The 24238-nt window shown below is 33.2% G+C and carries 19 protein-coding genes; 15 read left to right on the forward strand and 4 right to left on the reverse strand.

Annotation, left to right across the window (positions count from 1 at the left end):
* Positions 1-294: type IX secretion system membrane protein PorP/SprF (locus FUA22_RS13820; protein WP_147769190.1), on the forward strand; the 294-nt coding region annotated here is incomplete at its 5' end.
* On the opposite strand, the gene FUA22_RS13825 is transcribed toward FUA22_RS13820, so the two are convergent.
* Both FUA22_RS13825 and gldJ read right to left on the reverse strand, forming a co-directional pair.
* Positions 291-1565, reverse strand: coding sequence for a UDP-N-acetylmuramoyl-tripeptide--D-alanyl-D-alanine ligase (locus tag FUA22_RS13825; RefSeq protein WP_147769191.1), 1275 nt, complete (start codon positions 1563-1565; stop codon positions 291-293). The genes FUA22_RS13820 and FUA22_RS13825 overlap by 4 nt on opposite strands.
* Before the next feature lie 98 nt (positions 1566-1663).
* Positions 1664-3355 (reverse strand): gliding motility lipoprotein GldJ, encoded by a 1692-nt coding sequence (gene gldJ, locus FUA22_RS13830; RefSeq protein WP_170309929.1) that lies wholly within the window; start codon positions 3353-3355, stop codon positions 1664-1666.
* A 264-nt stretch (positions 3356-3619) separates the two neighbouring features.
* On the opposite strand from gldJ, the gene porU reads away from it, so the two are divergent.
* From porU to FUA22_RS13855, 5 genes are all read left to right on the forward strand, one after another.
* Positions 3620-7504, forward strand: a complete 3885-nt coding sequence (gene porU, locus FUA22_RS13835; protein ID WP_147769193.1) for a type IX secretion system sortase PorU — start codon at positions 3620-3622, stop codon at positions 7502-7504.
* 102 nt (positions 7505-7606) lie between these two features.
* Positions 7607-8833, forward strand: coding sequence for a type IX secretion system outer membrane channel protein PorV (gene porV, locus FUA22_RS13840; RefSeq protein WP_147769194.1), 1227 nt, complete (start codon positions 7607-7609; stop codon positions 8831-8833).
* 87 nt (positions 8834-8920) lie between these two features.
* Complete coding sequence (gene cdd, locus FUA22_RS13845; protein ID WP_147769195.1) at positions 8921-9403, forward strand: cytidine deaminase; 483 nt, start codon at positions 8921-8923, stop codon at positions 9401-9403.
* A gap of 211 nt (positions 9404-9614) precedes the next feature.
* Positions 9615-10613, forward strand: a complete 999-nt coding sequence (pdhA, locus tag FUA22_RS13850; RefSeq protein ID WP_147769196.1) for a pyruvate dehydrogenase (acetyl-transferring) E1 component subunit alpha — start codon at positions 9615-9617, stop codon at positions 10611-10613.
* Positions 10614-10616: 3 nt separating this feature from the next.
* Positions 10617-12242, forward strand: a complete 1626-nt coding sequence (locus tag FUA22_RS13855) for a pyruvate dehydrogenase complex dihydrolipoamide acetyltransferase (RefSeq protein ID WP_147769197.1) — start codon at positions 10617-10619, stop codon at positions 12240-12242.
* Positions 12243-12306: 64 nt separating this feature from the next.
* On the opposite strand, the gene FUA22_RS13860 is transcribed toward FUA22_RS13855, so the two are convergent.
* The gene (locus FUA22_RS13860) at positions 12307-13074 is read right to left on the reverse strand and encodes a helix-turn-helix domain-containing protein (protein ID WP_147769198.1); all 768 of its coding nucleotides are present in this window, start codon (positions 13072-13074) and stop codon (positions 12307-12309) included.
* A gap of 157 nt (positions 13075-13231) precedes the next feature.
* On the opposite strand from FUA22_RS13860, the gene FUA22_RS13865 reads away from it, so the two are divergent.
* The 9 genes from FUA22_RS13865 (at position 13232) to FUA22_RS13905 (ending at position 22456) form a co-directional block, all read left to right on the forward strand.
* The gene (locus FUA22_RS13865; RefSeq protein WP_147769199.1) at positions 13232-14245 is read left to right on the forward strand and encodes a M28 family metallopeptidase; all 1014 of its coding nucleotides are present in this window, start codon (positions 13232-13234) and stop codon (positions 14243-14245) included.
* Positions 14235-14921, forward strand: a complete 687-nt coding sequence (locus FUA22_RS13870; protein ID WP_147769200.1) for an SDR family NAD(P)-dependent oxidoreductase — start codon at positions 14235-14237, stop codon at positions 14919-14921. Before FUA22_RS13865 ends, FUA22_RS13870 begins: the two co-directional genes overlap by 11 nt.
* Before the next feature lie 3 nt (positions 14922-14924).
* Complete coding sequence (locus tag FUA22_RS13875) at positions 14925-15560, forward strand: HAD family hydrolase (RefSeq protein WP_147769201.1); 636 nt, start codon at positions 14925-14927, stop codon at positions 15558-15560.
* Between the two features lie 47 nt (positions 15561-15607).
* Positions 15608-16216, forward strand: coding sequence for a SprT-like domain-containing protein (locus tag FUA22_RS13880; RefSeq protein ID WP_147769215.1), 609 nt, complete (start codon positions 15608-15610; stop codon positions 16214-16216).
* Complete coding sequence (locus tag FUA22_RS13885) at positions 16209-17282, forward strand: mannose-1-phosphate guanylyltransferase (protein WP_147769202.1); 1074 nt, start codon at positions 16209-16211, stop codon at positions 17280-17282. The genes FUA22_RS13880 and FUA22_RS13885 overlap by 8 nt, the downstream gene beginning before the upstream one ends.
* Positions 17283-17343: 61 nt before the next feature.
* Positions 17344-18813, forward strand: a complete 1470-nt coding sequence (locus FUA22_RS13890; RefSeq protein ID WP_147769203.1) for a DUF389 domain-containing protein — start codon at positions 17344-17346, stop codon at positions 18811-18813.
* A 1-nt stretch (position 18814) separates the two neighbouring features.
* Positions 18815-19213 (forward strand): RDD family protein, encoded by a 399-nt coding sequence (locus tag FUA22_RS13895; RefSeq protein ID WP_147769204.1) that lies wholly within the window; start codon positions 18815-18817, stop codon positions 19211-19213.
* A 28-nt stretch (positions 19214-19241) separates the two neighbouring features.
* Positions 19242-19922 (forward strand): SDR family oxidoreductase, encoded by a 681-nt coding sequence (locus FUA22_RS13900; protein ID WP_262713238.1) that lies wholly within the window; start codon positions 19242-19244, stop codon positions 19920-19922.
* Between the two features lie 113 nt (positions 19923-20035).
* Complete coding sequence (locus tag FUA22_RS13905; RefSeq protein ID WP_147769206.1) at positions 20036-22456, forward strand: glycoside hydrolase family 88 protein; 2421 nt, start codon at positions 20036-20038, stop codon at positions 22454-22456.
* Here the strand turns inward: FUA22_RS13905 and FUA22_RS13910 are convergent.
* On the reverse strand, positions 22451-23962 hold the full coding sequence (locus FUA22_RS13910) for a tetratricopeptide repeat protein (protein ID WP_170309930.1): 1512 nt from the start codon (positions 23960-23962) through the stop codon (positions 22451-22453). The genes FUA22_RS13905 and FUA22_RS13910 overlap by 6 nt on opposite strands.
* Between the last annotated feature and the right edge of the window lie 276 nt (positions 23963-24238).

Raw genomic sequence — 24238 nt, forward strand, 5'->3', positions numbered from 1 at the left:
AAAGTGTATAGGCAAATGGATTTTGGATCGCTTTGGGGAGGCTTATCCTATAGAACAAGTTTAGATGGAGCTGAGTTTATTACAAATTCGGGAGCTTTAGATAGCCAAAAATTACAACAAATAACACCAATTGTAGGAGTTAATTATAAAAACTTAATGTTTGCTTATACCTATACGTATCAGTCTAATTCTGTAGTTTTTACTAATGGTGGATTTCATCAATTTACCTTAGGTTATAATTTTGGCTGTAGACGTGCACGCTATGATTGTAACTGTCCTGCAGTGAATTATTAAAATAAATCCAAAACTCGCTCTAAAGCCATTCCTCTGGAACCTTTAATTAGAAGTGTAGAGTTGACAATTTGAGAAATATCGAAATTAATTTTAAAAACATCAAATGACTTGAATTTTAATGCTTTAGAAGCATTTATACTTGTCTTAAAAAAGTTTTCTCCAACAAAAAGTAATTGGTCAATGTTTAGAGAAGTTGCTAAGTCAACAATATTTTGATGTTCAACCTCGGCGTCATTACCTAGTTCAAACATGTCACCCAAAATGGCAATTTTACTACCAGCTTGTTTTTCAAAATTCAATAAGGCGGCTTTCATACTGGTTGGGTTTGCATTGTAAGCATCTAAGATGATTTTGTTGTTTCCCTTATTGATGATTTGAGACCGGTTGTTGGTAGGGGTATAGGTTTCAATGGCTGTTTTAATAGCTGGGTCATTAACTTTAAAATAGTTGCCTATTGCTATGGCAGCTGCTATATTGCTGAAGTTGTACGTGCCTATAAGATTGCTTTCTATAATTAAGTTATTGTAACTAACTTTAACATAGGGTTGCGCATTAATTAAGGAAATGGAAACATCAGACTGGTTATTTCCAAAACTAAACGTTTGAGCGTTATTAGTTTTCTCAACTTGAATATGGTCATCAGCATTTATAAAAATGATTTTATGATTTGTCATGAGATGTGCGTACATTTCACTTTTCCCCTTAATAACACCTTCTATACCACCAAAACCTTCTAAATGCGCTTTGCCAAAATTGGTGATATAGCCATAGTCTGGTTTGGCAATATCACACAAAAACTCAATTTCCTTTAAATGATTAGCACCCATCTCAATAATACCAATTTCAGTATCGGTATTCATAGAAAGGAGTGTTAAAGGTACGCCAATATGGTTGTTTAAATTCCCAATAGTTGCAGTAGTTCTAAATTTTTGGCGTAATACTACATTAATAAGTTCTTTGGTAGTTGTTTTACCATTACTACCAGTAAGTGCAATAATGGGAATATTTAAATAAACTTTATGAAAGGATGCTAAGTTTTGAAGGCTTTCAAGAACATTTTCCACTAAAATGATATTAGGTTGTGTGGCAAATTTAGCTTCATCAACAAGGGCATATTTGGCGCCCTTTTCAATAGCTTGTTCTGCATATTTATTGCCATTAAAGTTATCACCTTTAAGAGCAAAAAACATATCACCTAATTTAATTTTTCTGGTATCTGTATTAACGGAGTTACAATCTAAATACAGGTTATGTAGCTGTTTAATTTTCACAAGTTAAAATATACTAATGTTTGTTTTGTAAAATAAATGTATAAAAAAAGTCCTAACAGCAAGGTCAGGACTTCTTTTAATTTATTAAGAAATAAATTTTAATTCTTAGTCTTATGTTTTCTTTGGGTTTTAGAACCAACTCTAGACATGGCACATCTAAAGCCGATATAGTCAGTAGCCATATCTTCTGGATAGTATCTTCTTTGAGCAGGGTCTAACCAATACTCTCTATCTTTCCAAGAACCACCTTTATAAACTCTCACTTTATCATTAATTAAAGACGTTCTGTTGTTATTCTGATCATATTCTCTAAGTAAATTACCTAAAGAATCTCTTTCAACGGTATGTTGTGGAGAGTTATACATTTTTTTAGTATGAGAATTTTCTGCCTCTTCTTCATCATCTCCAAAATTTTCAAAGTATCTTGAAGAACGTCTGTCTCCATCTCTAAAATTTATGTGATTACTTTTATCAAAGTTTGTACGTAAATAGGTCTCGTTATCATCAACCTTCACCTGTAAAATTTCTCCAGGTAAGTTTCTTGCAATTAATTTTCCAGTTGATAGAGTGTCATACACTATATCTTCAGTGGTAACTACTTTTACAGTACCATCTTCATCAATAGAGTTTTTAGTATATACATTACCTCTATAATAGTTAAAATCATTAAATTCATCATCTACTATAGGACGATATACATCTGCCACCCATTCTGCAACATTTCCTGCCATATCATATAAACCATAATCATTCGGATCATATGATTTTACTTCATTAGTGATATCGGCTCCATCATCAGACCAACCTGCAATACCTCCATAATCACCTTTTCCTTGTTTGAAGTTAGCCATTTGATCACCTCTAATTCTACGTTTTCCGGCACGGGTATATTGTCCGTCCCATGGATATTTCTTTCTACCTCTATAGATATTGTAACTTCTTACTTCACTTAATCCTAATGCTGCATATTCCCATTCAGCTTCAGTTGGTAGTCTATACTTTAAAGGAAGTATTCCTGATTCTCTTTTGGCATAAATATTAATGGGGTTACCATCAGCATCTAATTGAGCATTTCTTGTGTTTCTTCCTCCGTCTGGGTTTATCACTTCTTCATTGCCGCCATAAGTCATGGTTGGAGCATTGATATAAGTATCTATATTAAAAGTGGCATCAGCAGAAACATCAGTTAAATGCGACCCTCTTTTAGCGTATCCAGCTTTTTGTAATGACATTTCACCAACACGGTCTGATCTCCAATTGGCAAATTCTACAGCTTGAATCCAACTAACTCCAACTACTGGGTAGTCAGCATATCCAGGGTGACGTAAGTAGTTTTCAGTCATTATTTCGTTAAAACCTAAGCGGTTTCTCCAAACTAAGGTGTCTGGTAAGGCACCATGATAAATGGCTCTGAAGTTTTCGTCTGTAGGAGGGTATACTCTCTTTATCCAATCTAAATACTCTAGGTACATAACATTAGTAACCTCAGTTTCATCCATGTAAAATGATTGAACATGTTGTTGGTTAGGAGTATTGTTCCAATCTTTCATAACGTCGTCTTGAACTTTACCTTTAGTAAATGTTCCGCCTTCAATGAAGACCAAACCTGGAGAGGTTTCTTGTTCTTCAAAACTTGTGTTATATTGAAAACCGCCTTCTCTATCGTTAATTTGCCATCCGGTAGCTCTGGAACTATTTTTAGAACTCGTGGACTTTTTACAGCTGAAAACTGTTAAAGACAATGCTAATATTAACACAGTTCTAAACGTTATTACTTTTTTCATATCCATATCTTTAAGTAAGCTAATAATATTTTTGGTGCTGCAATATAAGAATTAAACCCAATAACGCAAGCTATTTTTTACATTTTAACCAAAAAAAAGTGTATTTCACCCTATTTTTGATGCGTTTTATCGATGATTTTACTGTTTTTCGCTTATGTATTGTGTTGTAATAACGTACATTTTACCAAATTATTATTGTATTTTTGGAGCAGTTTTAGAAATTGTTATTTTTTTAAATAATAACACCGTTTTAATGGCGTTATTCTACCAATGAAAAAGAAATTTATACTCATTTTTTTATTTGTAACCCTTGTTGGGTTTTCTCAACAAAAAACATTTAGAATAGTCTGGGGAGATGCCCAAACTATTTCTGGGGCAAATTTTAAGTTTGAAATTCCTTCCTTCAATAAGGAGTACTTTACTTATAGTTTTGTGGATGGGTTATTGTTTACAGATCAGTGGACTTCTAATAATGCGATTAATGAAGGTTCTGTTGTTTTAAGTAATGTCTCTTATGCAACTATGTCAAAAAGGGAATTAGCAGACCTTGACTTAACTACAATTCCTTCTGAAATAAAGTTTTCGTTAAAAAACTCAATAGCTAGAAATAAACAATATGCGTATTTTCAGATGTCGCCTATAATAAGAGATGCTAATGGTGGTTTTAAAAAGGTAATTGCTTTTCAAATAAACTATAATACATCTGGAAATAATAAGGAAGTTACGTCGGGTAAAGGTTTTGGGAGCTCTAAAGTTATTTCAAACTCTGTACTTGCGTCTGGTGATTGGTATCGGTTTTATGTTGATACTACTGGTGTTTTTAAATTATCGAAAAGCTTTTTACAGCGTTTAGGGGTAAGTGTAAATAGCGTTGACCCTAGAAATATTAAATTGTATGGTAATGGGGGGCGAATGATACCTTATTCAAATGCAGAGCCATATCCTTTTGATATTGTTGAAAATGCCATAAAGTTTATTGGAGAAGAAGATGGTGTTTTTAACAATGAAGATTATATTTTGTTTTATGCCCAAGGCCCAAAGGAATATAATCAAGAGAGTAATACTAATATTAATTGTTATACGGACAAAACTTATTATTTCATTAATGTAGGCTCCGGGCAAGGTAAGCGCATTCAATCTTTTTCGCAGCCCACTGGTGGAATAGATGTAATTATTGATTCATACCATGATTATCAATTTCATGAAAAAGATGAACATAATATAGCGTTTTTAGGAAGACGATGGTTTGGTGATAGGTTTAATGTAGATAATAAGAAAACATTTGAATTTGATTTTGCAGATTTAGTGACATCAGAACCAATTGCATTAAGAGTATATGTAGCTGCAGCTAGCGCTACAGTAACTTCAATGGGAGTTAGTGTAAATGGAAGTGCCGTTGCTAATTTGAATATTTCAGCTTCATCTTCACCTACTTTGGCCAACGAGGCGTCTTTTAACGGTAATGTTAATGCAAGTTCTGCTAATATTGAAGTTGCATTAGAATTTAATAATCAAGGAAACCCAAGTGCATTGGCTTATTTGGATTATATCTCTATTGAAGCTAAAAGAGGTTTGAGATTCAAGGGAAACCAGTTTCAGTTTAAAAATAATGATGTGGTTTCAGTATCTGGCATTGGTCAATATAATATAACCGATGCTTCGGGTATATCAGAAATTTGGGATGTGACAGATATTTATAATGTAACAAATTTTGTAAATGAAGAATCAAGCTCTATTCTTAGTTTTACTTCAACATTAGGAAGTTTGAAAACATATGTAGCGGTATCTCCACAAGATTATTATGAGCCCAAATTCGATTCTGGAACCAGAATCATAAATCAAAATATCAAAGGAACCATTTTTCAGAGCAATTCGGGTACCTTTCAAGATATTGATTACCTAATTGTTTCTCCTAATAACATGCTCAATGAAGCTGAAAGGTTGGCAGAAATTAATAGACATCAGTATAATTTGAATGTGAAGGTAGTTGGTTTAGATGAAATTTATAATGAATTCAGTACAGGAAATCAAGATGTAGGTGCCATAAGAAATTTAGTGAAATATATTTACGAAAATGCCAGTGCCCCTGAGAACAGATTAAATTACCTATGTTTATTTGGTGATGGTTCTTTTGATTATAAAGATAGAATTCCCAATAACACGAATATAGTTCCCTCATGGCACTCTTATAACAGTTTTAATCTTACCAGTTCTTTTGTGTCTGATGATTTTTATGGTATGATGGATGATAATGAAGGAACTATGTCTTCAAGTGATAAATTGGATATTGCTGTAGGGCGAATTCTTGCTGATACACCTCAACGAGCTAAGGAAATGGTTGATAAAATAGCGTCATACTATGTAAAAGAAGCATTTGGAAGCTGGAGAAATAATTTTGTCGTGGTTTCTGATGATGTTGATAAAGATTGGGAAGGACTGTTGCAAGAAACTACAGATAATATTGGGAATTTAGTGACCCTAGAAAAACCGTTCGTAAATGTTGTGAAAATTCATAGTGATGCTTTTCAACAAGAGTCTTCAGCTGGTGGAGATAGATACCCTCAAGTAACCAATGAGTTTGTTAATGCTGTTGATAATGGGGCGTTAGTTGTTAATTATTTTGGGCATGGAGGAGAAGATGGTCTAGCAGAGGAACGAATTTTGGTTAAACCTGATGTAAATGGGTTTCGTAATTTTTGTAAACTAAATTGTTTTGTAACAGTAACTTGTGAGTTTACAAAGTTTGATAATCCCTTTAGGGAAACGGCAGGTGAATTTACGTATTGGAATAAACAGGCTGGAGCCATTGGCTTGATTACTACTACCAGACAAATTTTTGTGAGTTTTGCCATTAACTTTAATAACGTTCTAGGACAATATCTGTTTTCATACAGTGATAATGATACCTATTCGGATTATGAATATCCATCTATGGCAGAATCTTTAAGATTGGCTAAAAATGATCCCTCTATTTCAAATGTAAGTCAAAGGCGATTGATTTTTTTTATTGGTGATCCGGCTATGAAATTGGCGTTTCCAAAACCCAATATTCGTTTAACACAAATTAATGATGTTCCAATTCAGCAATCTACAGACACATTAAAAGCCTTAAGTAGAGTAAAGTTGACTGGTGAAGTGACTGATCTTTCAGGTAATATACTAACGGATTATAATGGAATACTATCTACAACTATTTACGATAAACCTATAGATAGACAAACGCTTGCAAATGATGGAACCCGTTTAAATGGTGAGCTTGTTAAACTTGATTTTACGACACTAGGAGAAATTATCTTCAGAGGACAGGCATCAGTGACCGGTGGTACGTTCGAGTTTGATTTTGTAGTCCCTAAGGATATTGGTATACCTGTAGGTTTTGGTAGGGTAAGTTTTTATTCAAAAAATGAAGCTTTAACTCAAGACCAAACAGGCGCAAATATTAATACAGTTAGAATTGGTGGTTTAAATGAAAATGCCGAAGAAGATAATATTGGCCCCGTTATATCGCTTTATATGAATGATGAAAACTTTGTTTCAGGTGGAATAACTAATGAGGCTCCCACCTTATTAGCAAAATTGGAAGATGCAAATGGTATTAATACGGCAAGTGGCATAGGGCATGATATAGTAGCAATAATTGATGGAGATGAAACTAATCCAATCATCCTTAATGATTATTATCAAACTGAGGTTGATGATTATCAAAAAGGTGTGGTTAGTTTTCCTTTTAGAGATTTAGAGCCTGGTCTTCACACTTTAACCTTAAAAGCCTGGGATGTATATAATAATTCATCAATTGCTGAAATTCAGTTCGTTGTGCATGATAAAGACCAAGAATTGGTTATAAATAACGTGCTTAATTATCCGAATCCTTTTGTAAATTATACAGAATTTTGGTTTAATCACAATAGTTCTGAGCCTTTAGACGTTTCTATACAGATATTCACGGTTTCCGGAAAGTTAGTAAGAACCCTTAATGGGCAAACATCTGGTGGTATTAAATCTACAAGTTCATTATCTAGGGATTTAGTATGGGACGGAAGAGACGATTTTGGAGATAAAATAGGTAAGGGTGTATACATTTATAAATTGATTGTATATTCTAACTTATTGAATAGAAAAGTTGAAAAAGTAGAAAAGCTTGTAATACTTTAGTCTGACAGGATTATAATGTTTGTAATCGATAATTTTGGTAGGTTAAAGAATTAAAAGTTAAGTTGTAAAATAAAAATTATATTTGCTAAGTAAATTTGATATATGAAGACTAAAATATTGTTATTAATAGCATTTGTGTTTGTGTTAAAAATGAATGCTCAAACCACAATTATTGAACCTAATTCAAATGATTCGAGAGTAATTACCACTGGTATCCCTTTTGTGTTAATAGCAGCAGATGCCAGAGCTGCGGGTATGGGTGATATGGGAGTGGCAACATCTGTTGATGCTTTCTCTCAACAATGGAACTCTTCTAAATATGCTTTTTCCGAGACTAAATCTGGGATTGCTGTTAGTTACACGCCTTATTTAAGTAAGTTAGTCAATGATATATTTTTAGGTAATGTCACTTACTTTAATCGTATTGATGAGCGCAGTGCTTTTGCAGCCAGTTTAAAATATTTTTCGCTTGGAGATATAGAATTTGTCCCTGATGAATTTGCTACACCATTAATTCAGAGACCTAACGAACTTACAATTGATGCCTCATATGCGTTGAAATTGTCAGATCAATTCGCTATGTCTGTTGCTATGCGTTATTTGAGGTCGGACTTAAGATTAGATGGTGTTGATGGAGATGCTACACCTGCTAGTACTTTTGGGGTTGATATTTCGGGATATTATCAAAGTGAAGAGGAGGCCTATTCTGATTTTAATGGACGTTGGAGAATGGGGTTTGCACTGCAAAATGTTGGGCCTAAATTCAAATATGACGAAGGGGGACAAGAAAATTTTCAACCAACTAATTTGCGATTAGGTACCGGGTTTGATTTTATTTTTGATGATTATAACAAAATAGGAGTAACTTTAGAGGTTGCAAAGTTGCTGGTGCCAACACCTCCAATTTTAGGAACTGAGTTTGAAGACTTGAACGACAATGGTACATATGAGCCTGGGGAGGATAACTTAATTGCACGTAATGTTATTTATCAAGGTCAATCTCAAGATGTAAGTTTCTTATCGGGTATGTTCCAATCATTCGGAGATGCCCCAGGAGGTTTCAGTGAAGAGTTAAAAGAGTTTACTTGGTCATTAGGAGCGGAATATGTATATGAAGACTCTTTTGCTTTTAGGGCTGGTTATTTTAATGAGGCAGAAGAAAAAGGAGCAAGAAAGTTCTTAGCTCTAGGAGCTGGTTTTAAGGCTAATGTGGTTAATATAGATTTATCATATTTATTCTCAGCATCGAAAGTGCAAAGTCCTTTAGAAAATACCCTACGTTTCTCACTAACATTTAACATTGGAGAAGGTGAGTATCAAGAATACTAGTAGGAAATTTTAAATAATGATATTAATAAACTATTGTCTTAGACAATAGTTTTTTTGTCTAAAAATGTTTCATAACTTTAGAGTAATATGAAAGAAGTAAAAATTGAAACTACAATTTTCGTTTATGAAAATTTAGCTAGCCTTCCAGCAGACATTTCTTTTTTAATGCAAAAAGCTATTGAGGCTAGGAAAAGGGCCTATGCGCCTTATTCAAATTTTCAAGTAGGAGCTGCTTTACTTTTAGATAATGACGAAATAATTACGGGTAATAATCAAGAAAATGCATCTTATCCCTCTGGTTTGTGTGCAGAAAGAACAGCTATTTATTATGCTGGCTCTCAATTTCCAAACGCTAAAATTATTAAAATGGCTATTACCGCAGGTTCAAATAATAAATTAACAAATAAACCCATTCCTCCTTGTGGTGCGTGTAGACAAGCCATTGCTGAATATGAGATTAAACAAGAATCTCCCATTGAAATTTATTTTATGGGTGAAACTGGTAAAGTAGCTAAATCTAATTCACTGGCTAATTTGTTGCCTTTGGTTTTTGATAAATCTGTGTTATAGCTTTTAGGGAAATTCATAATATACAGGCTTAAAGTTTAGCCTTAATTTTTAATCCCATATAAAACGTCTTAAAAAATTATTAAATAAGCAATATCAGAGGTTTAGAGAGTAATTTTTGATATTTTTTTTCACTTTAATAAAATTAGGTTTTTGCAATAAAGCTCAAAGTATTACTTTTGTAATCCGCTTAATTAAAACCTTATATTGGTCGATGCAAAAAATCACTAAAGAAACATACCTGAAGTGGTATGAGGATATGCTGTTTTGGAGAAAGTTTGAAGACAAACTTGCAGCAGTTTATATACAACAAAAAGTTAGAGGATTTCTACATTTATATAACGGTCAAGAAGCTGTGTTAGCTGGTGCTTTGCATGCTATGGATTTGACCAAAGATAAAATGATAACAGCCTATAGAAATCACGTACAGCCAATTGGTATGGGGGAAGACCCTAAGCGTGTAATGGCAGAGTTATATGGTAAAGTAACCGGTACCTCTAAGGGTATGGGTGGTTCTATGCATATATTTTCTAAAGAACACCGTTTTTATGGAGGTCACGGTATTGTTGGTGGTCAGATTCCATTAGGAGCAGGAATTGCTTTTGGTGATAAGTACCATGGAAGCGATGCTGTAACCCTTTGTTGTTTTGGTGATGGAGCTGCAAGACAGGGATCACTTCACGAAACATTTAACTTGGCAATGCTTTGGAATATTCCTGTTGTTTTTGTTTGTGAAAATAATGGCTATGCTATGGGAACATCTGTTGAGCGTACTGCAAACCACGATGATATTTGGAAATTAGGTTTAGGCTATGAAATGCCTTCTGCTCCGGTTGATGGAATGAATCCGGTAAAAGTAGCTGAAGCTTTTGATGAAGCTATTCAGAGAGCAAGAAAAGGTGGCGGACCATCATTTTTAGAATTAAAAACTTACCGTTATAGAGGACATTCAATGAGTGATGCTCAACATTATAGGACTAAAGATGAGGTTGAAGAGTATAAGAAAATAGATCCTATTACTCAAGTGAAAGACGTAATTCTTGAAAAGAAGTACGCTACGGAAGATGAGATTAAAGCAATTGACAAGGCTGTAAAAGAAAAGGTTGCAGAATGTGAAAAATTTGCAGAAGAATCTCCATTCCCTGAAGTACAACAATTATATGATATGGTGTACGAACAAGAAGATTATCCATTTATACAACACAAAATATAGACTATGGCAATAGTAGTAAATATGCCGCGATTAAGTGATACCATGGAAGAAGGTACGGTTGCGGCTTGGTTAAAAAAAGTTGGAGATAAGATTGAAGAAGGTGACATTTTAGCTGAAATTGAAACGGATAAAGCCACTATGGAGTTTGAGTCTTTCAATGAAGGGACTTTACTTCATATAGGTGTACAGGAAGGAGAGACCACTAAAGTAGATGAGCTTTTGGCTGTAATAGGAGAAGAAGGAGAAGATATTTCAGCGATATTAAACGGAGGAGGGACACCTGATTCTGAGACTAAAGAAGAAGTTCCTGCTACTGCAGAATCTAATGATGCTGCTCCTGTTGTTGAAGAAAAGCAAGAAGAAGCTGCTAAGGTTGATTTGCCTGAAGGTGTTATAGTTGTTACTATGCCACGTTTAAGTGATACCATGGAAGAAGGAACCGTAGCACTTTGGATTAAGAAAGTAGGTGATGCTGTTGAAGAAGGTGATATTTTAGCGGAAATTGAAACAGATAAAGCTACTATGGAGTTTGAATCGTTCCAGTCAGGAACCTTACTTCATATTGGTTTACAAGAAGGTGAATCTGCTAGGGTAGATGAGCTTTTAGCTATTATTGGGCCTGCAGGAACAGATGTTTCAGCGGTGGCTGCCAACTTCAAAGTGGTTGCCAGTGCAGAGGCTCCTAAAGCAGAAGATCCTAAAGTTGAGACTCCTAAGGCAGAAGCACCAAAAGCTGAGCCTAAAAAAGAAGCTAAACCAAAAAAGCCAGTTAAAGGAGAAAGAGTATTTGTATCTCCATTAGCTAAGAAAATGGCTGAAGAAAGAGGTATTAATTTATCTCATATTACTGGTACAGGTGAGAACGGACGTATTGTTAAATTTGATATAGAAAATTTTGTTCCTGGTTCTGGAGCTGGTACTGTTGGTAAATTTGTCCCAACAGGTCAAGAAGATTTTGAAGATATTCCAAATTCTCAAATGCGTAAGGCTATAGCAAGATCATTAACCAAATCTAAATTCTCTGCACCTCATTACTACTTAGCGGTTGAATTTGATATGGATAATGCTATTACTTTCCGTAAGCAATTTAACTCCATTCCTGATACTAAAATATCATTTAATGATATGGTAGTGAAAGCATGTGCTTTAGCTTTAAAAGAGCATCCTCAAGTAAACTCTCAGTGGTTTGATGATAAAATGCGCTTAAACAATCATGTACATATTGGTGTAGCTGTTGCCGTACCAGATGGATTAGTGGTTCCTGTAGTGCGTTTTACAAACGAACAATCTCTACCACAAATTGGTGCTGAGGTTAAAGAATTAGCTGGAAAGGCAAGAAACAAAAAATTAACACCAGATGAAATGTCTGGTAGCACATTTACAGTTTCAAATTTAGGTATGTTTGGAATAGATTATTTTACATCAATTATCAATCAACCAAATTCAGCTATCCTTTCGGTTGGAGCTATTGTTCAAAAACCGGTTGTTAAAGAAGGTCAGATTGTAGTTGGTAATACCATGAAGTTGACCTTAGCTTGTGATCACAGAACAGTTGACGGGGCAACAGGTGCTCAATTCCTTCAAACATTAAAAGGATATATTGAAAATCCAGTAACTATGTTAGTTTAACAAATATTTCGCTTTGCGAAAATCAAAATAATTAAAAACCTGTTTCATTTGAAACAGGTTTTTTTTATGTGTGTTGTTGAAGATATTTTGATGGTAAAATGTCAAACTTGTCTTTAAAGCATTTACTAAAATGTCCCGCATTTGCAAAACCAGTCTGTTTAGCCACGTCCATTATTTTTCCTTTTCTAAAATGCATTAAATGCATGGCTTTGTTTAAGCGATAATTTCTGATAAAACTGCTTAAAGGCATTCCTGTTAAAGACATCATTTTCCTATATACTTGCGATTTTGAATAACCTAGTGGAATTGAAACATCATCTAAACAGAAAGTTGGATTATTCCATATAGTCTCTATATAATCCATTGTCTTCGTTAGGAAGGAAGACTCTGAAGCTTTTAAGGTTCTGAAATGGTCTTTATTGATAAAGGCATTTTTGTTCTCTTTTTGATAGTCTTCTTTAACACTTGCTTCAATCACAATTTGATCTTTCACTATTTCACACATTCTTGTTGCTAAAGTGATCCCATTACCATTCCCTGTTTCAGTCGCAATGCCAATTTTTAAGCGTCTTATTGACTTATCAAATTTTGGGGTTATATACTTAAAATTATATTGAAGTTTTATAGCACATAAAATAGTATCTGTTACTTGGTTAAATGAAACTTTGTAGGTATTGTCATTATGATTAATAACTTCACCATTAAACTTACTCAATACTTTAGAAATGCCATTATGAAGTTTCTGGGTAAATAAATTGAATTGATTTGCCTCCAGTCTGTGTAAATAATCACTGGTTTCAATAACCATGATATATGTAGCTTGTAAGTTCATAGTATATACTTTCAAGGCACTTCTACAATTTAATGATTTTTAAGGAATTAGGAAAGTGTTTTCAGCATGGTTTTGTCAAAGTCATAAATAATTAAGTGTTAAAGCTGTTTTAAATGAAACAGGTTTTTTTATCTTTAAAATTTTAAGAATAAGATTCATGTATAAAACATTATTATTAGTACTTACGGTTTTATTAACAACTTGTGTAAAACCAAAATCTAATCAATCAAGTAACAATGACTCAGGTGCTTCAGAAACTTCAGTTCCATCTCAAAATATTAGTTCAAAAGAAAAAGAAATAACTTTAGAGGAGAGTATAAAATCTAGTATGGAGTATTTAGCTTCGGACGAATTAGAAGGCAGAAGTACAGGTACAAATGGAATAGAAAAAGCAGCAATTTTTATCGAGGCTTTCTTCAAAAAGAATGACGTGAAACCGTATTTTACTACGTATAGAGATAGCTTTAAAATTAAAAAAATAGTTGGATATAATGTGGTGGGATTGGTAGAAGGTAATGACCCAAAACTTAAGGATGAATATGTGATTCTTGGGGCTCATTATGACCATATAGAGTTTCAAAAAGCAATAAATGGAGATTCAATAGCAAATGGAGCAAATGATGATGCCTCTGGAACAGTTGCTGTTATGGAATGGGCAAAACATTTTGCGAAAAGTAAAAGCAACAAACGCAGTATATTGTTTACCCTTTATGCTGCAGAAGAAATGGGATTAAAGGGGTCTCAGAATTTGGCGAAAAGGTTGAAAAAAGAAAAGCTAAATCTGTATACAATGATTAATTTTGAAATGATTGGTGTGCCTCGGGCAAAGGATCAAATAATGGCTTATGTAACTGGTTATGAAAAATCCAATATTTCGGAAATGTTTAACGAATATGCAGGTTCAGAAATTGTTGGTTTTTTTTCAGATGCAAAAGCTTATAGTTTGTTTATGAGATCTGATAACTATCCGTTTTATCAACAGTTTGGAATTCCGGCTCATGCTATTTCCACATTTGATTTTACAAACTTTGATTATTATCATCATGTTGATGATGAGGTAGATAAATTGGATTATACTCATATGACTAATTTTATAAATAGTATGATTCCTGCTATTGAAGGAATGACTATTAGTGAATCCAAAGAAATTAAAATGAATAATGACAAGTAAAAACATCATAATTACAGGAACCAGCAGAGGGATTGGTTTTGAATTGGTAAAACTTTTTTCAGGTACTGGACATAATGTATTGGCATTATCTAGAAATGAAAAACCTATATCTAATTTAGGCTTAAATAATGTAACCACTTTTTCTTTCGATTTGAATAATCCCTTAGATTATAAACGTGTTGAAACTTTTATAGAACTAAAGTTTAAAAAAGTTGATGTTTTAGTCAACAATGCGGGGACACTTTTAAATAAACCTTTTTCACAAACCAATATTAAAGATTTTGAACAAGTTTATAGAACCAATGTCTTTGGTGTTTCTGAAATGATTAGAACTTGTTTGCCATTTATGAAAAAAGAAAGCCATGTAGTGACAATTAGTTCTATGGGAGGCGTACAGGGAAGTATGAAGTTTCCAGGTTTGTCGGCGTATAGTTCTAGTAAAGCCGCTGTAATTACATTAACTGAATTACTTGCAGAGGAGTATAAAGAAACTGGTCCAAGTTTTAATGTGTTAGCATTAGGAGCTGTTCAAACCGAAATGTTAGAAGAAGCGTTTCCAGGTTATCAAGCTCCAATAACTGCTTTAGAAATGGCACAATATATTTATGATTTTTCGCTAACTGGCAACAAATATTATAACGGTAAATTGCTACAAGTTTCTAATTCTACTCCTTAAATTATGAGCAAATACAAGTGTGTCATCTTTGATTGCGATGGTGTTTTAATTGACAGCGAATCTATTGCTATAGGAGTATTGGTTGATATGGCCAATGAATTGGGAGCCAATATGAACTTTAAGGAATCTTTGATTAATCTAAAGGGAAAGTCTTTAAACTCCTGTATGGAGCTTATTTCGAACTTAGTAGGTAAACCATTGTCCGACGATTTCGAACAAAAGTATCGAGCTAATACCTTTGAAACTTTTAAAAAGGAAATTAAACCTATAAAAGGTATTAAAGAAGTTCTCGATAATATTGATTTACCATTTTGTGTAGCTTCTAGTGGACCAGAAAATAAAATTAGGCTCAATTTAGGAGTAACTGGTTTACTGCCATATTTTGGTGACAAAATTTTTAGTTGCTACCAAATCCAAAAATGGAAACCAGACCCGGATATCTTTCTTTGGGCCGCCAAAGAAATGGGATTTAGTCCCAGTGAATGTTTGGTAGTTGAAGATAGTGTTTCCGGTGTAAAAGCTGCCAAGACAGGTGGTTTTGATGTATTTGGCTATACGGAACATGATTATAAAGATGAATTAAAACAGTATGCTACCAAAACATTTAGTTCTATGGATAGCCTATTAAAAATAATTTGACATTTAAGGTTTCGTTTAATACAAAGATTAGCGGTATTTTAGCAGAAATGCATAGCCTACTTCAAACTTATATTCCAGAATTTGCTATCACTAAGGTTTTAGAACTTTTAGAGCATGATAGTTTGGTTGTTAAATTAAAAAAGGAGCGTAAAACCCGTCACGGAGATTATAGATCTTTGCCTAATGGGAAACATCAAATAACGATTAACTCTAACCTAAATCAATATCGATTTTTAATAACCCTTATTCATGAGATTGCTCATTTTGAGGCTTACAAATCTTACGGAAGGTTTATTAAACCACATGGTTTAGAGTGGAAAAGAACCTTTCAACGTTTAATATTACCATTTTTAAATCCTAATGTTTTTCCTAAGGAATTATTACCGTTGTTAGCAAATCATTTTAAAAATCCTAAAGCAAGTAGTGATACAGATGCTAAATTATCATTTGCTTTAAAGCAATTTGATGAACCTAATGATAAAACATTTATTTTTGAAGTACCATTTGGAGGTATGTTTAAACTCTACAATGGTAAAGTTTTTAAAATGGGCAGTAAGAGAGTAAAACGTTTTGAATGTATTGAGTTGAAAACAGGTAAAGTATATCTTTTTAACCCAAATTCGGAAGTTGAATTATTAGAAAAAATTTATGAATAAAGATTATTACGCCATATTAATGGCAGGCGGAATTGGTACTAGATTTTGGCCGGTAAGTACGCCAGATTTCCCTAAACAGTTTCATGATATGTTGGGGACTGGAGATACATTAATTCAGAAAACCTTTCAAAGGCTTTCTAGATTAATTCCAAAAGAGAATATCTTCATTTTAACTAATGAACGCTATAATGATTTGGTTTTAGAGCAATTACCTGAGGCAGAACAGCGTCAAGTGGTTTTAGAGCCAGCAATGAGAAATACAGCACCTTGCATTTTATATGCTTCGTTAAAAATTCAAAAGGTAAATCCTGATGCTGTTATGATAGTAGCTCCAAGTGATCATTGGATTGAAGATGAAACAACATTTGCGAAAAACGTACAAACTGCTTTTGATTATTGCTCTGAAAATGATGCTTTAATGACATTAGGAATACAGCCTTCATTCCCAAATACAGGGTATGGTTATATTGAGTATGATAAGAAATCTTCAGAGGTAATAAAATCGGTAAACCAATTCAAAGAAAAACCGGTTTATGAAGTTGCAAAGCAATACATTGAACAAGGTAACTTTTTATGGAATGCAGGTATTTTTATGTGGAGTGCCAATTCTGTAATAAATGCATTTAAGAATAATCAACCTGAACTTTATGCTCTTTTTGAAAATGGCATTGAATGTTATAACACAAATTCTGAAGATGAGTTTATAAAAGAAAATTATCCGAAAGCCGAAAATATTTCAGTGGATTATGCCTTAATGGAAAAATCAAATAATGTATTTGTAATTGGTGCTGAATTTGACTGGAATGACCTTGGTACATGGGGAAGTTTATATGATAAATTGGATAAGGACAGTCATAATAATGCCATTTTATACACCAAAAGTTTAGCTGAAAATGCTGAAGGTAATATCATTAGGGCTCCAAAAGGTAAATTGGTGGTAATTGATGGGTTAAACGATTATATTATTGTTGATCATAATGACACATTACTTATTTACCCTAAGGGTAAAGAGCAAAATATTAAGCAAATACAGCAGCGAATAAAAATGAAGTATGGAACCAGTTAAATGTAACTTTTTCCAAAAAATATTGTCTATATTGGTGTATTCTAGTTAACCACAAACCTCTATGGAAGAAAGTAAGTTTAATTTTTCTGAAGAAGAAACCAATAAAAGTGATACGGTTGAAAAATCAAAAGAAGCTGTTAAGCAGGATGCCAAAGGCTTGTTTCAAAGTATAAAAACTTTTTTTAGCGAATTACTAGATTTTAGAGATGATACCGATAGAGATGCTACAGTTGAAGCAATAAAAGGAGATATTCCATTTAAAGGAGCTACCGCTTGGATTTTAATTTGTTCCATTTTCGTGGCCTCAGTTGGATTGAATGCTAACTCTACGGCGGTAGTAATTGGTGCCATGTTAATTTCTCCTTTAATGGGGCCAATTTTGGGAGTAGGATTATCTATTGCTATTAATGATATTGATACGCTTAAGAAATCCATTATAAACTTAGCTACTATGATTGTGCTAAGTTTGATTACAGCATTTTTGTTCTTTTGGTTTTTTCCACTAAGTGAAGATAATTCAGAACTTTTAGGAAGGGTTAAACCAGATATAAGAGATGTATTAATAGCCTTTTTTGGTGGTTTAGCACTTATTATTGCTAGAACAAAAAGGGGGACTATAGCGTCCGTAATTTTTGGTGTAGCCATTGCCACGGCATTAATGCCTCCTTTATGTACAGCTGGTTATGGGTTGGCAAAAGGTAATTTGGAGTACTTTTTAGGAGCCATGTATTTATTTACTATCAATACTATTTTCATAGCGCTTGCTACCTTTTTAGTTCTCAAGTTGCTTCGTTTTCCTATGCTTAAATATGTCAATTCTAAAAAAAGGAAACGGATTGGACAATTTGCATCGTTATTAGCCATATTAGTAATGATTCCTGCGGGATTCACTTTTTTTGATGTGTATAATGAAAGTAATTTTAATAGAGACGCAACCTTATTTATAAATCATGAATTAGATGCGCTTCCTCATGCGGAATATATTAGAAATAACAGTATTTATAGATTTAATAGTGATGGTAATAGTGAAATTGAGTTTAATTCTTTTGGGTTAGATGAAATACCAGAATCTACCATTGCTTTATTGAAAAGTAGGGTTTCAGATTATCCTGCATTGGTAAAACATTCTACTCAACTAATTTTTAATCAAAGTAGAAGTAAGGGCTTAGATAATTTTAAATATATGCAAGAATTAAGAGTTAGAGATTCTTTAGACTTGTTATCCCAAACTCAGAAGATTGTATTTCTTGAAGATAAAGTAAAGCAACTTTCAAAATTAGAGAAGAATTATATAGAGTTTGAAGAGTTGTCTAAAGAAGTGAAGATTAATTATCAGAATATTGAAAGTATTGCCTTTTCTAATGTAATCAGTTCTAACTTTTCCAAAATGGATACTATTTCGGTTTTTGAAGTAAAATGGATTGATTCGCTTGCAAAGGAAGTGTCTCGAAAAGAAGAAAGAGAAAGGTTAGAGAAATGGTTCAAACAAAAGTTAGAATTAGATACCTTAGTTGTAAAAAGGGTGAACTAGTATGGATGATAAATATGCTCATTTATTTAGTAGAGTTAAAGCTGCAATAATAGATAGTATTGTATTAATTGTTTTAATGTATGCTGCTACATGGGTGTTGGGTGCTTTTGACGAAGTGTCTAATTATGTTCGAATTTCAGTTTTTGTTTTCGTGTTTTTAATTTATGAGCCTATTTTAGTTTCAGTTTTTGGGGCTAGTGTAGGTCACTTTTTTAATGATATTGTGGTGAAAAAAGAGCATGATGAAAGCAAGAATATTATTCTGCCAAAGGCAATTATTAGATTCATTTTTAAATTCTTTCTCGGTTGGATTTCTCTATTAACCATACAAGGTGATAAAAAGAGGAAGGCAATTCATGATTTTGTAGGTGGTTCGGTAGTTTTGAAATATAAAAAATAAATCGAATATTCTGGATTCAAACGTATTAATAACTGGAGCAAATAGAGGTCTGGGCTTGGGCTTTGTAAAGCATTATCTTAGAAAAAATAATACCGTTGTAGCTTGTTGCAGGGATAAAACTAAAGCAGTAGAACTCATTAATCTTGAGAGTAATTATTCTAATAATCTTATAATTGAAACCTTGGATGTTTCAAACGAAAATTCTAAAGATGCTTTGGTAGATAGGCTTAAGGTTAGAAACTTAAAGTTTGATTTAATAATTAATAATGCAGGTGTTTGTATTGAAGAAAATTTGGGTGATTGGACTAAAGATGGATTTCAAAAAACCTTTGAAGTAAATACATTAGGAGTTGCTTTATTTTCTCAGGCCATTCATGAATTTTTAAAAGAAGGTGGAAAACTTATTAATATATCCTCTGGTATGGGTTCTATAACTCTCAATATTAACCCTGAAGCAGCTTTGGATGCCTATGCAATGAGTAAGGCTGCACTTAATATTTTTACCGCTCGATTATCCCAAAAGCTTTTACCAAGAAATATTGTTACTATTGCTCTTAGCCCAGGTTGGGTGCAAACAGATATGGGAGGTGAGGAGGCTCCTGCAACAGTGGATGGTGCTGTTGCTGAAATGGTTAATACTATTGATAAATTGGGGTTACAAGAATCTGGTAAATTCCTCTCGGAAACTGGAGAAGAACTTCCTTGGTAAATCTTTTTTTCGCTATTTGTGATTACTTTATTGTTTGTATATTTGAACACTACAATCGATTGTATTCTTTTTTTATAATTAGATTCAATTTTCAACTCAAACTAAACTTATAAATGAGACATTATTTACTTTTCTTGATTGCAATTACTCTTTTTTATAACTGCCAAGAACAAGAAGAAAAAATCTTAATCCCTTCACCTAATGAGGTGTTAAAGATTACTGAAAAGGTTGCCAATTGGCAAATTGAGACTTTTGAAGAAATGGGTAAATATAGAGCCTTACCCTCTCCAGATAAGAGAAAAAAATGGCACAATAGAGATAAACATCATGAATTGGAATGGACCAATGCTGCCCTCTATTCTGGTATGTTTGAACTTACTAAGGTATCTCATTATCCCAAGTATATTAATTGGCTCGCAACTATAGGGCAAAAAAACAAATGGCAACTTTATAATAGAATGTATCATGCAGATGATCATGCTGTAGGGCAGCTTTACTTGAGTCTTAATCAGAATATTAGATTTAGAAGAAGTGCTTCCATAGAGCCTACAAAGGTTAGGTTTGATTCTATAATGAAAAGTGAAAAAGGCAAAGAATATCAGTGGGATTGGTGTGATGCCTTATTTATGGCGCCTCCAGTTTGGGCAAGATTAGCAAAGGTGACAAAGGATAGTACGTATTTAGAATATATGGATAAACAATATCGCATGACTTATGAGGAGTTATGGGATACAGAGGAACAATTATTTTTTAGAGATAAATCGTATTTAGATAAGAAGGAAAAGAATGGTGAAGAAATATTCTGGTCAAGAGGAAACGGATGGGTTTTTGGCGGATTAGCACTTATGCTTCCAGATTTACCTAAAAACTGGGAAAGCAAACCATTCTATGAGAATTTATTCAAGCAACTAGCCCAAACTTTGGTAAAAACTCAAAGGCCAGACGGTACATGGTCTGGTGGTGTTTTAGGTGATTTAAAGGATTATCCAATTGTTGAAACTAGCGGTTCTTCATTTTTTGCCTATGGTATTGCTTGGGGAATCAACAATGGTTTGTTGGATAAAGCAACTTATGAACCTGTATTATTTAAAGCTTGGAATGCCTTAACCAAATGTGTTAATGATGATGGTATGTTGGGTTACGTACAGCCCATAGGTGCTGCACCAGGAGAAAGCTTTAAAGATTATACTGAAGTGTATGGTATAGGAGCATTTTTAGCTGCAGGCTCAGAACTACACACTTACCTTAATAAATTTCATCCGTTGGCAAGAGATAACCAATATCAAACTTTTATGAAAGATGGTGGTTGGTGTTGGTATCAAGATCCTCGAGCTATTATTAGTAATGGTAAATTATTAATTTCTGGTTTAAGTGGGCAAAGTGGCGATGTGCGTTTAGGTGTTTATGATTTGAAAAGTGAAAAAAATGATAGTACGCTTACAATGCATAAAAACTTCCAAAGAGATGATCATAATGTTCCTGCGCTCTATCAAAGACCAGGTAAAAGCGTTCTAGCAGTTTGGGCTAAGCATGGTAATGAAAAGGTACATCATTTTAATATCTCAACATCAAATGATTATTTAAAATGGGGAGAGCCAAAAAAGATTGAGCATACCTACAATCATAAAAATGGTGTTACCTATATGAACTTATATTATGTTAAAAATGAGGGTAAGTTATATAACTTCTTCAGAAGTGGCTTAACATTTAATCCTTCGTTTGTTACGTCTGAAGATCATGGTGAAACTTGGGGAAATTCAACTCATTTTATTGCAAATGATATAAAGGGTTATCAGCGACCATATGCTCGTTATTATCAAAAGGATGAAAATACTGTTGCAGTTTCTTATACAGATGGTCATCCTCGGCAGTACGGAAATAATTTATTTTATGCGGAATTTACAAATGGCGCCTTTTTTAAAGCCGATGGGACTAAAATAAAGAATTTGTCTGATGGAGTTTTAAGAGCTTCCGAAGGAGAAAAAGTTTATACCGGAAGTGATACATTTACTAAAACAATAGTTCAAGAGAGTGTGCCAAATAGTGCTTGGACATGTGCAATGGCAACAGATAAAGGTAACAATCCGCATTTAGGATATACTTTGTACTTAAGTGATAGTGATCATAGGTATAGAATAGCTTCTTGGAACGGAGAAAAATGGATTGATAGAGAAATAGCATATGCTGGTAAGTGTTTGTATAAAGTTGAAAGTAGCTATACGGGGCTTTTGGCATTTGATCCAGAAGATCCAACAAAGGTTTATATATCATCAGATGTTGATCCATCAACAGGTGAAGATTTAGGTGGAGTACATGAAATCTATGAAGCCACAGTGGGGGCTAAGGATGATATCACTTCAATTAAATGGAAGGCTATTACATCTAATTCTAATTACCGAAATATTAGACCAATTGTAGTTTCAAATGAAGGTTATAAGGTATTGTTATGGCTAAATGGTCCATGGTATGATTACATGAATTATAATTCCAATGTTCAGGGCATTATTTTAGAGAAACCAGACGAGTCATCATAATTCAGCAATAATTTCAACTAAGTTATCATCTTTTTTTAACCCCATTTTTTTGCGTAGTCTGTAACGAGATGTGTTAACGCTTTCTGCAGATATTCCCATAAGTGATGATATTTCCTTACTTGAAAAGGTTAATTTTATTAGAGCACACAATCTATGGTCACGCCTTGTTAGTTCTGGGAATTTTTCCGATAAGGTTTTATAAAAAACTTTATTCACAGAAGTAAAACGTGCATTGAACTCTTTCCAGCCAAGGTTTTTGTTAATTTTTATTTTTGTTAGAATTTGTTTTATTTCCTTTTCGTTACGGTTACTAAGATGAGATAGAGTGTTTTTTATGTCTAGGATAAGTTCATCTTTTTGAATCAATTGAAGTGTTGAACTTGTGAGTTCTCTGTTTTTTAGTGCTAATATTTCAGCATTTTTCTCAGTGCTCAATTTTTGCCTTGTTAAAAAATCTTGTTTCTCAGATTTTCTGCGTTTATGTAAGTACCAAACAATAATACCTGAAACAAGAATTAGGGATAAAATAGAAACGGTTAAAGCTACATTCCTAAAGAACATAGTTTTCTGTTGCTGTTCAAGCCTATTTAATTTGGCATTTTCAATAAGCTTTTTCTGCTTTTCATTTTCAATTCTAAAGGCATCTTTAATTTCTAAAATATCACTATTATTAGTGCTTCTTAGTCCAAATAATTGCTCTGATAAATCTTTTGAAAGCTGCAAGTTCTTATATGCTAGTTCCTTTTTGTTGATTTTGAAATAGAGGTCGCCTAATTTTTGATATATTTTTGGCACGTAATTGGAGTGACTCTGGTATTTGTTTGACAACTCTAAGGCCTTTATATAGTATAATTCCCCATTATAATAATCACTTTTCCCAAAATAAATATCTCCTAAAAATGAATAAAACATAACAAGGTATTCTGGGTAGGTAGATTTAAAATAGTTTTCGTGTGGGAGCAGCAAATTTAAAGCGTCATCATATTTTGCCAAATGGTTATATATATAGCCTTGTTCGGCATCTAAAAAAGCATAGTTGTTATTTGAGAGTTTGTTATACATGATTCTACAACTATCTAAATATTTTTCAGCTAGACCATAATTTCCCTGTTCTCTATGATGACTTGCCATTATATAGTAGGTGTCGTTTATGCTTTTGTGTCTTTTTTTTTGTTCTTTAATAAAATCTCTAGCTACTTTTAATGACAACTCATAATGCCGTATCGCTTTTTCTTCTCTTCTGAAAATACTATAAAGTGTGCCCAACTTTCTGTAAATTTTTGCCATGTGAGTACTGTCAGAGATGCTCTTAGAATATATGAGAGCTTCCCAATAACCGTCATATGATTGTGGGTAATTGCCAGTTGTTGAATGCAAGGTAGATATTTCAATTAAAGAATTAATGGCTTTTAGGGTGTCGCCTTCAGAAAGGTGTATTAGTTTGTTCTCTCTGTATTTTGATAGTAAACTGTCCGGATTTATGATTTTTGTATTCTTCCTTTTCAATGGTTCTTGTTTAATCTGTCCTGTTGAATGAAAAGAATTTATAAGTAATAAAAAAAGAAATATTAAAAGAGTTGGTTTCATTTGCTACTTAAACTTGTTTTAGTAAAAGTACATATACTAAAAGTTAAAACAAAAGAATGTTATTTTATTAAAAATATAAAAAACTGATAATCAAAAATATAATAATGTTTATTAGCATAATGTCTATGTTATTTCTATGAGGTATTAAAAAATGTCTATTCTATGACTATACGGATTGTTGTGTGTTTAGAGTTT

The sequence above is a fragment of the Seonamhaeicola maritimus genome, from assembly GCF_008056315.1.
In the GTDB taxonomy this organism is placed as follows: domain Bacteria; phylum Bacteroidota; class Bacteroidia; order Flavobacteriales; family Flavobacteriaceae; genus Seonamhaeicola; species Seonamhaeicola maritimus.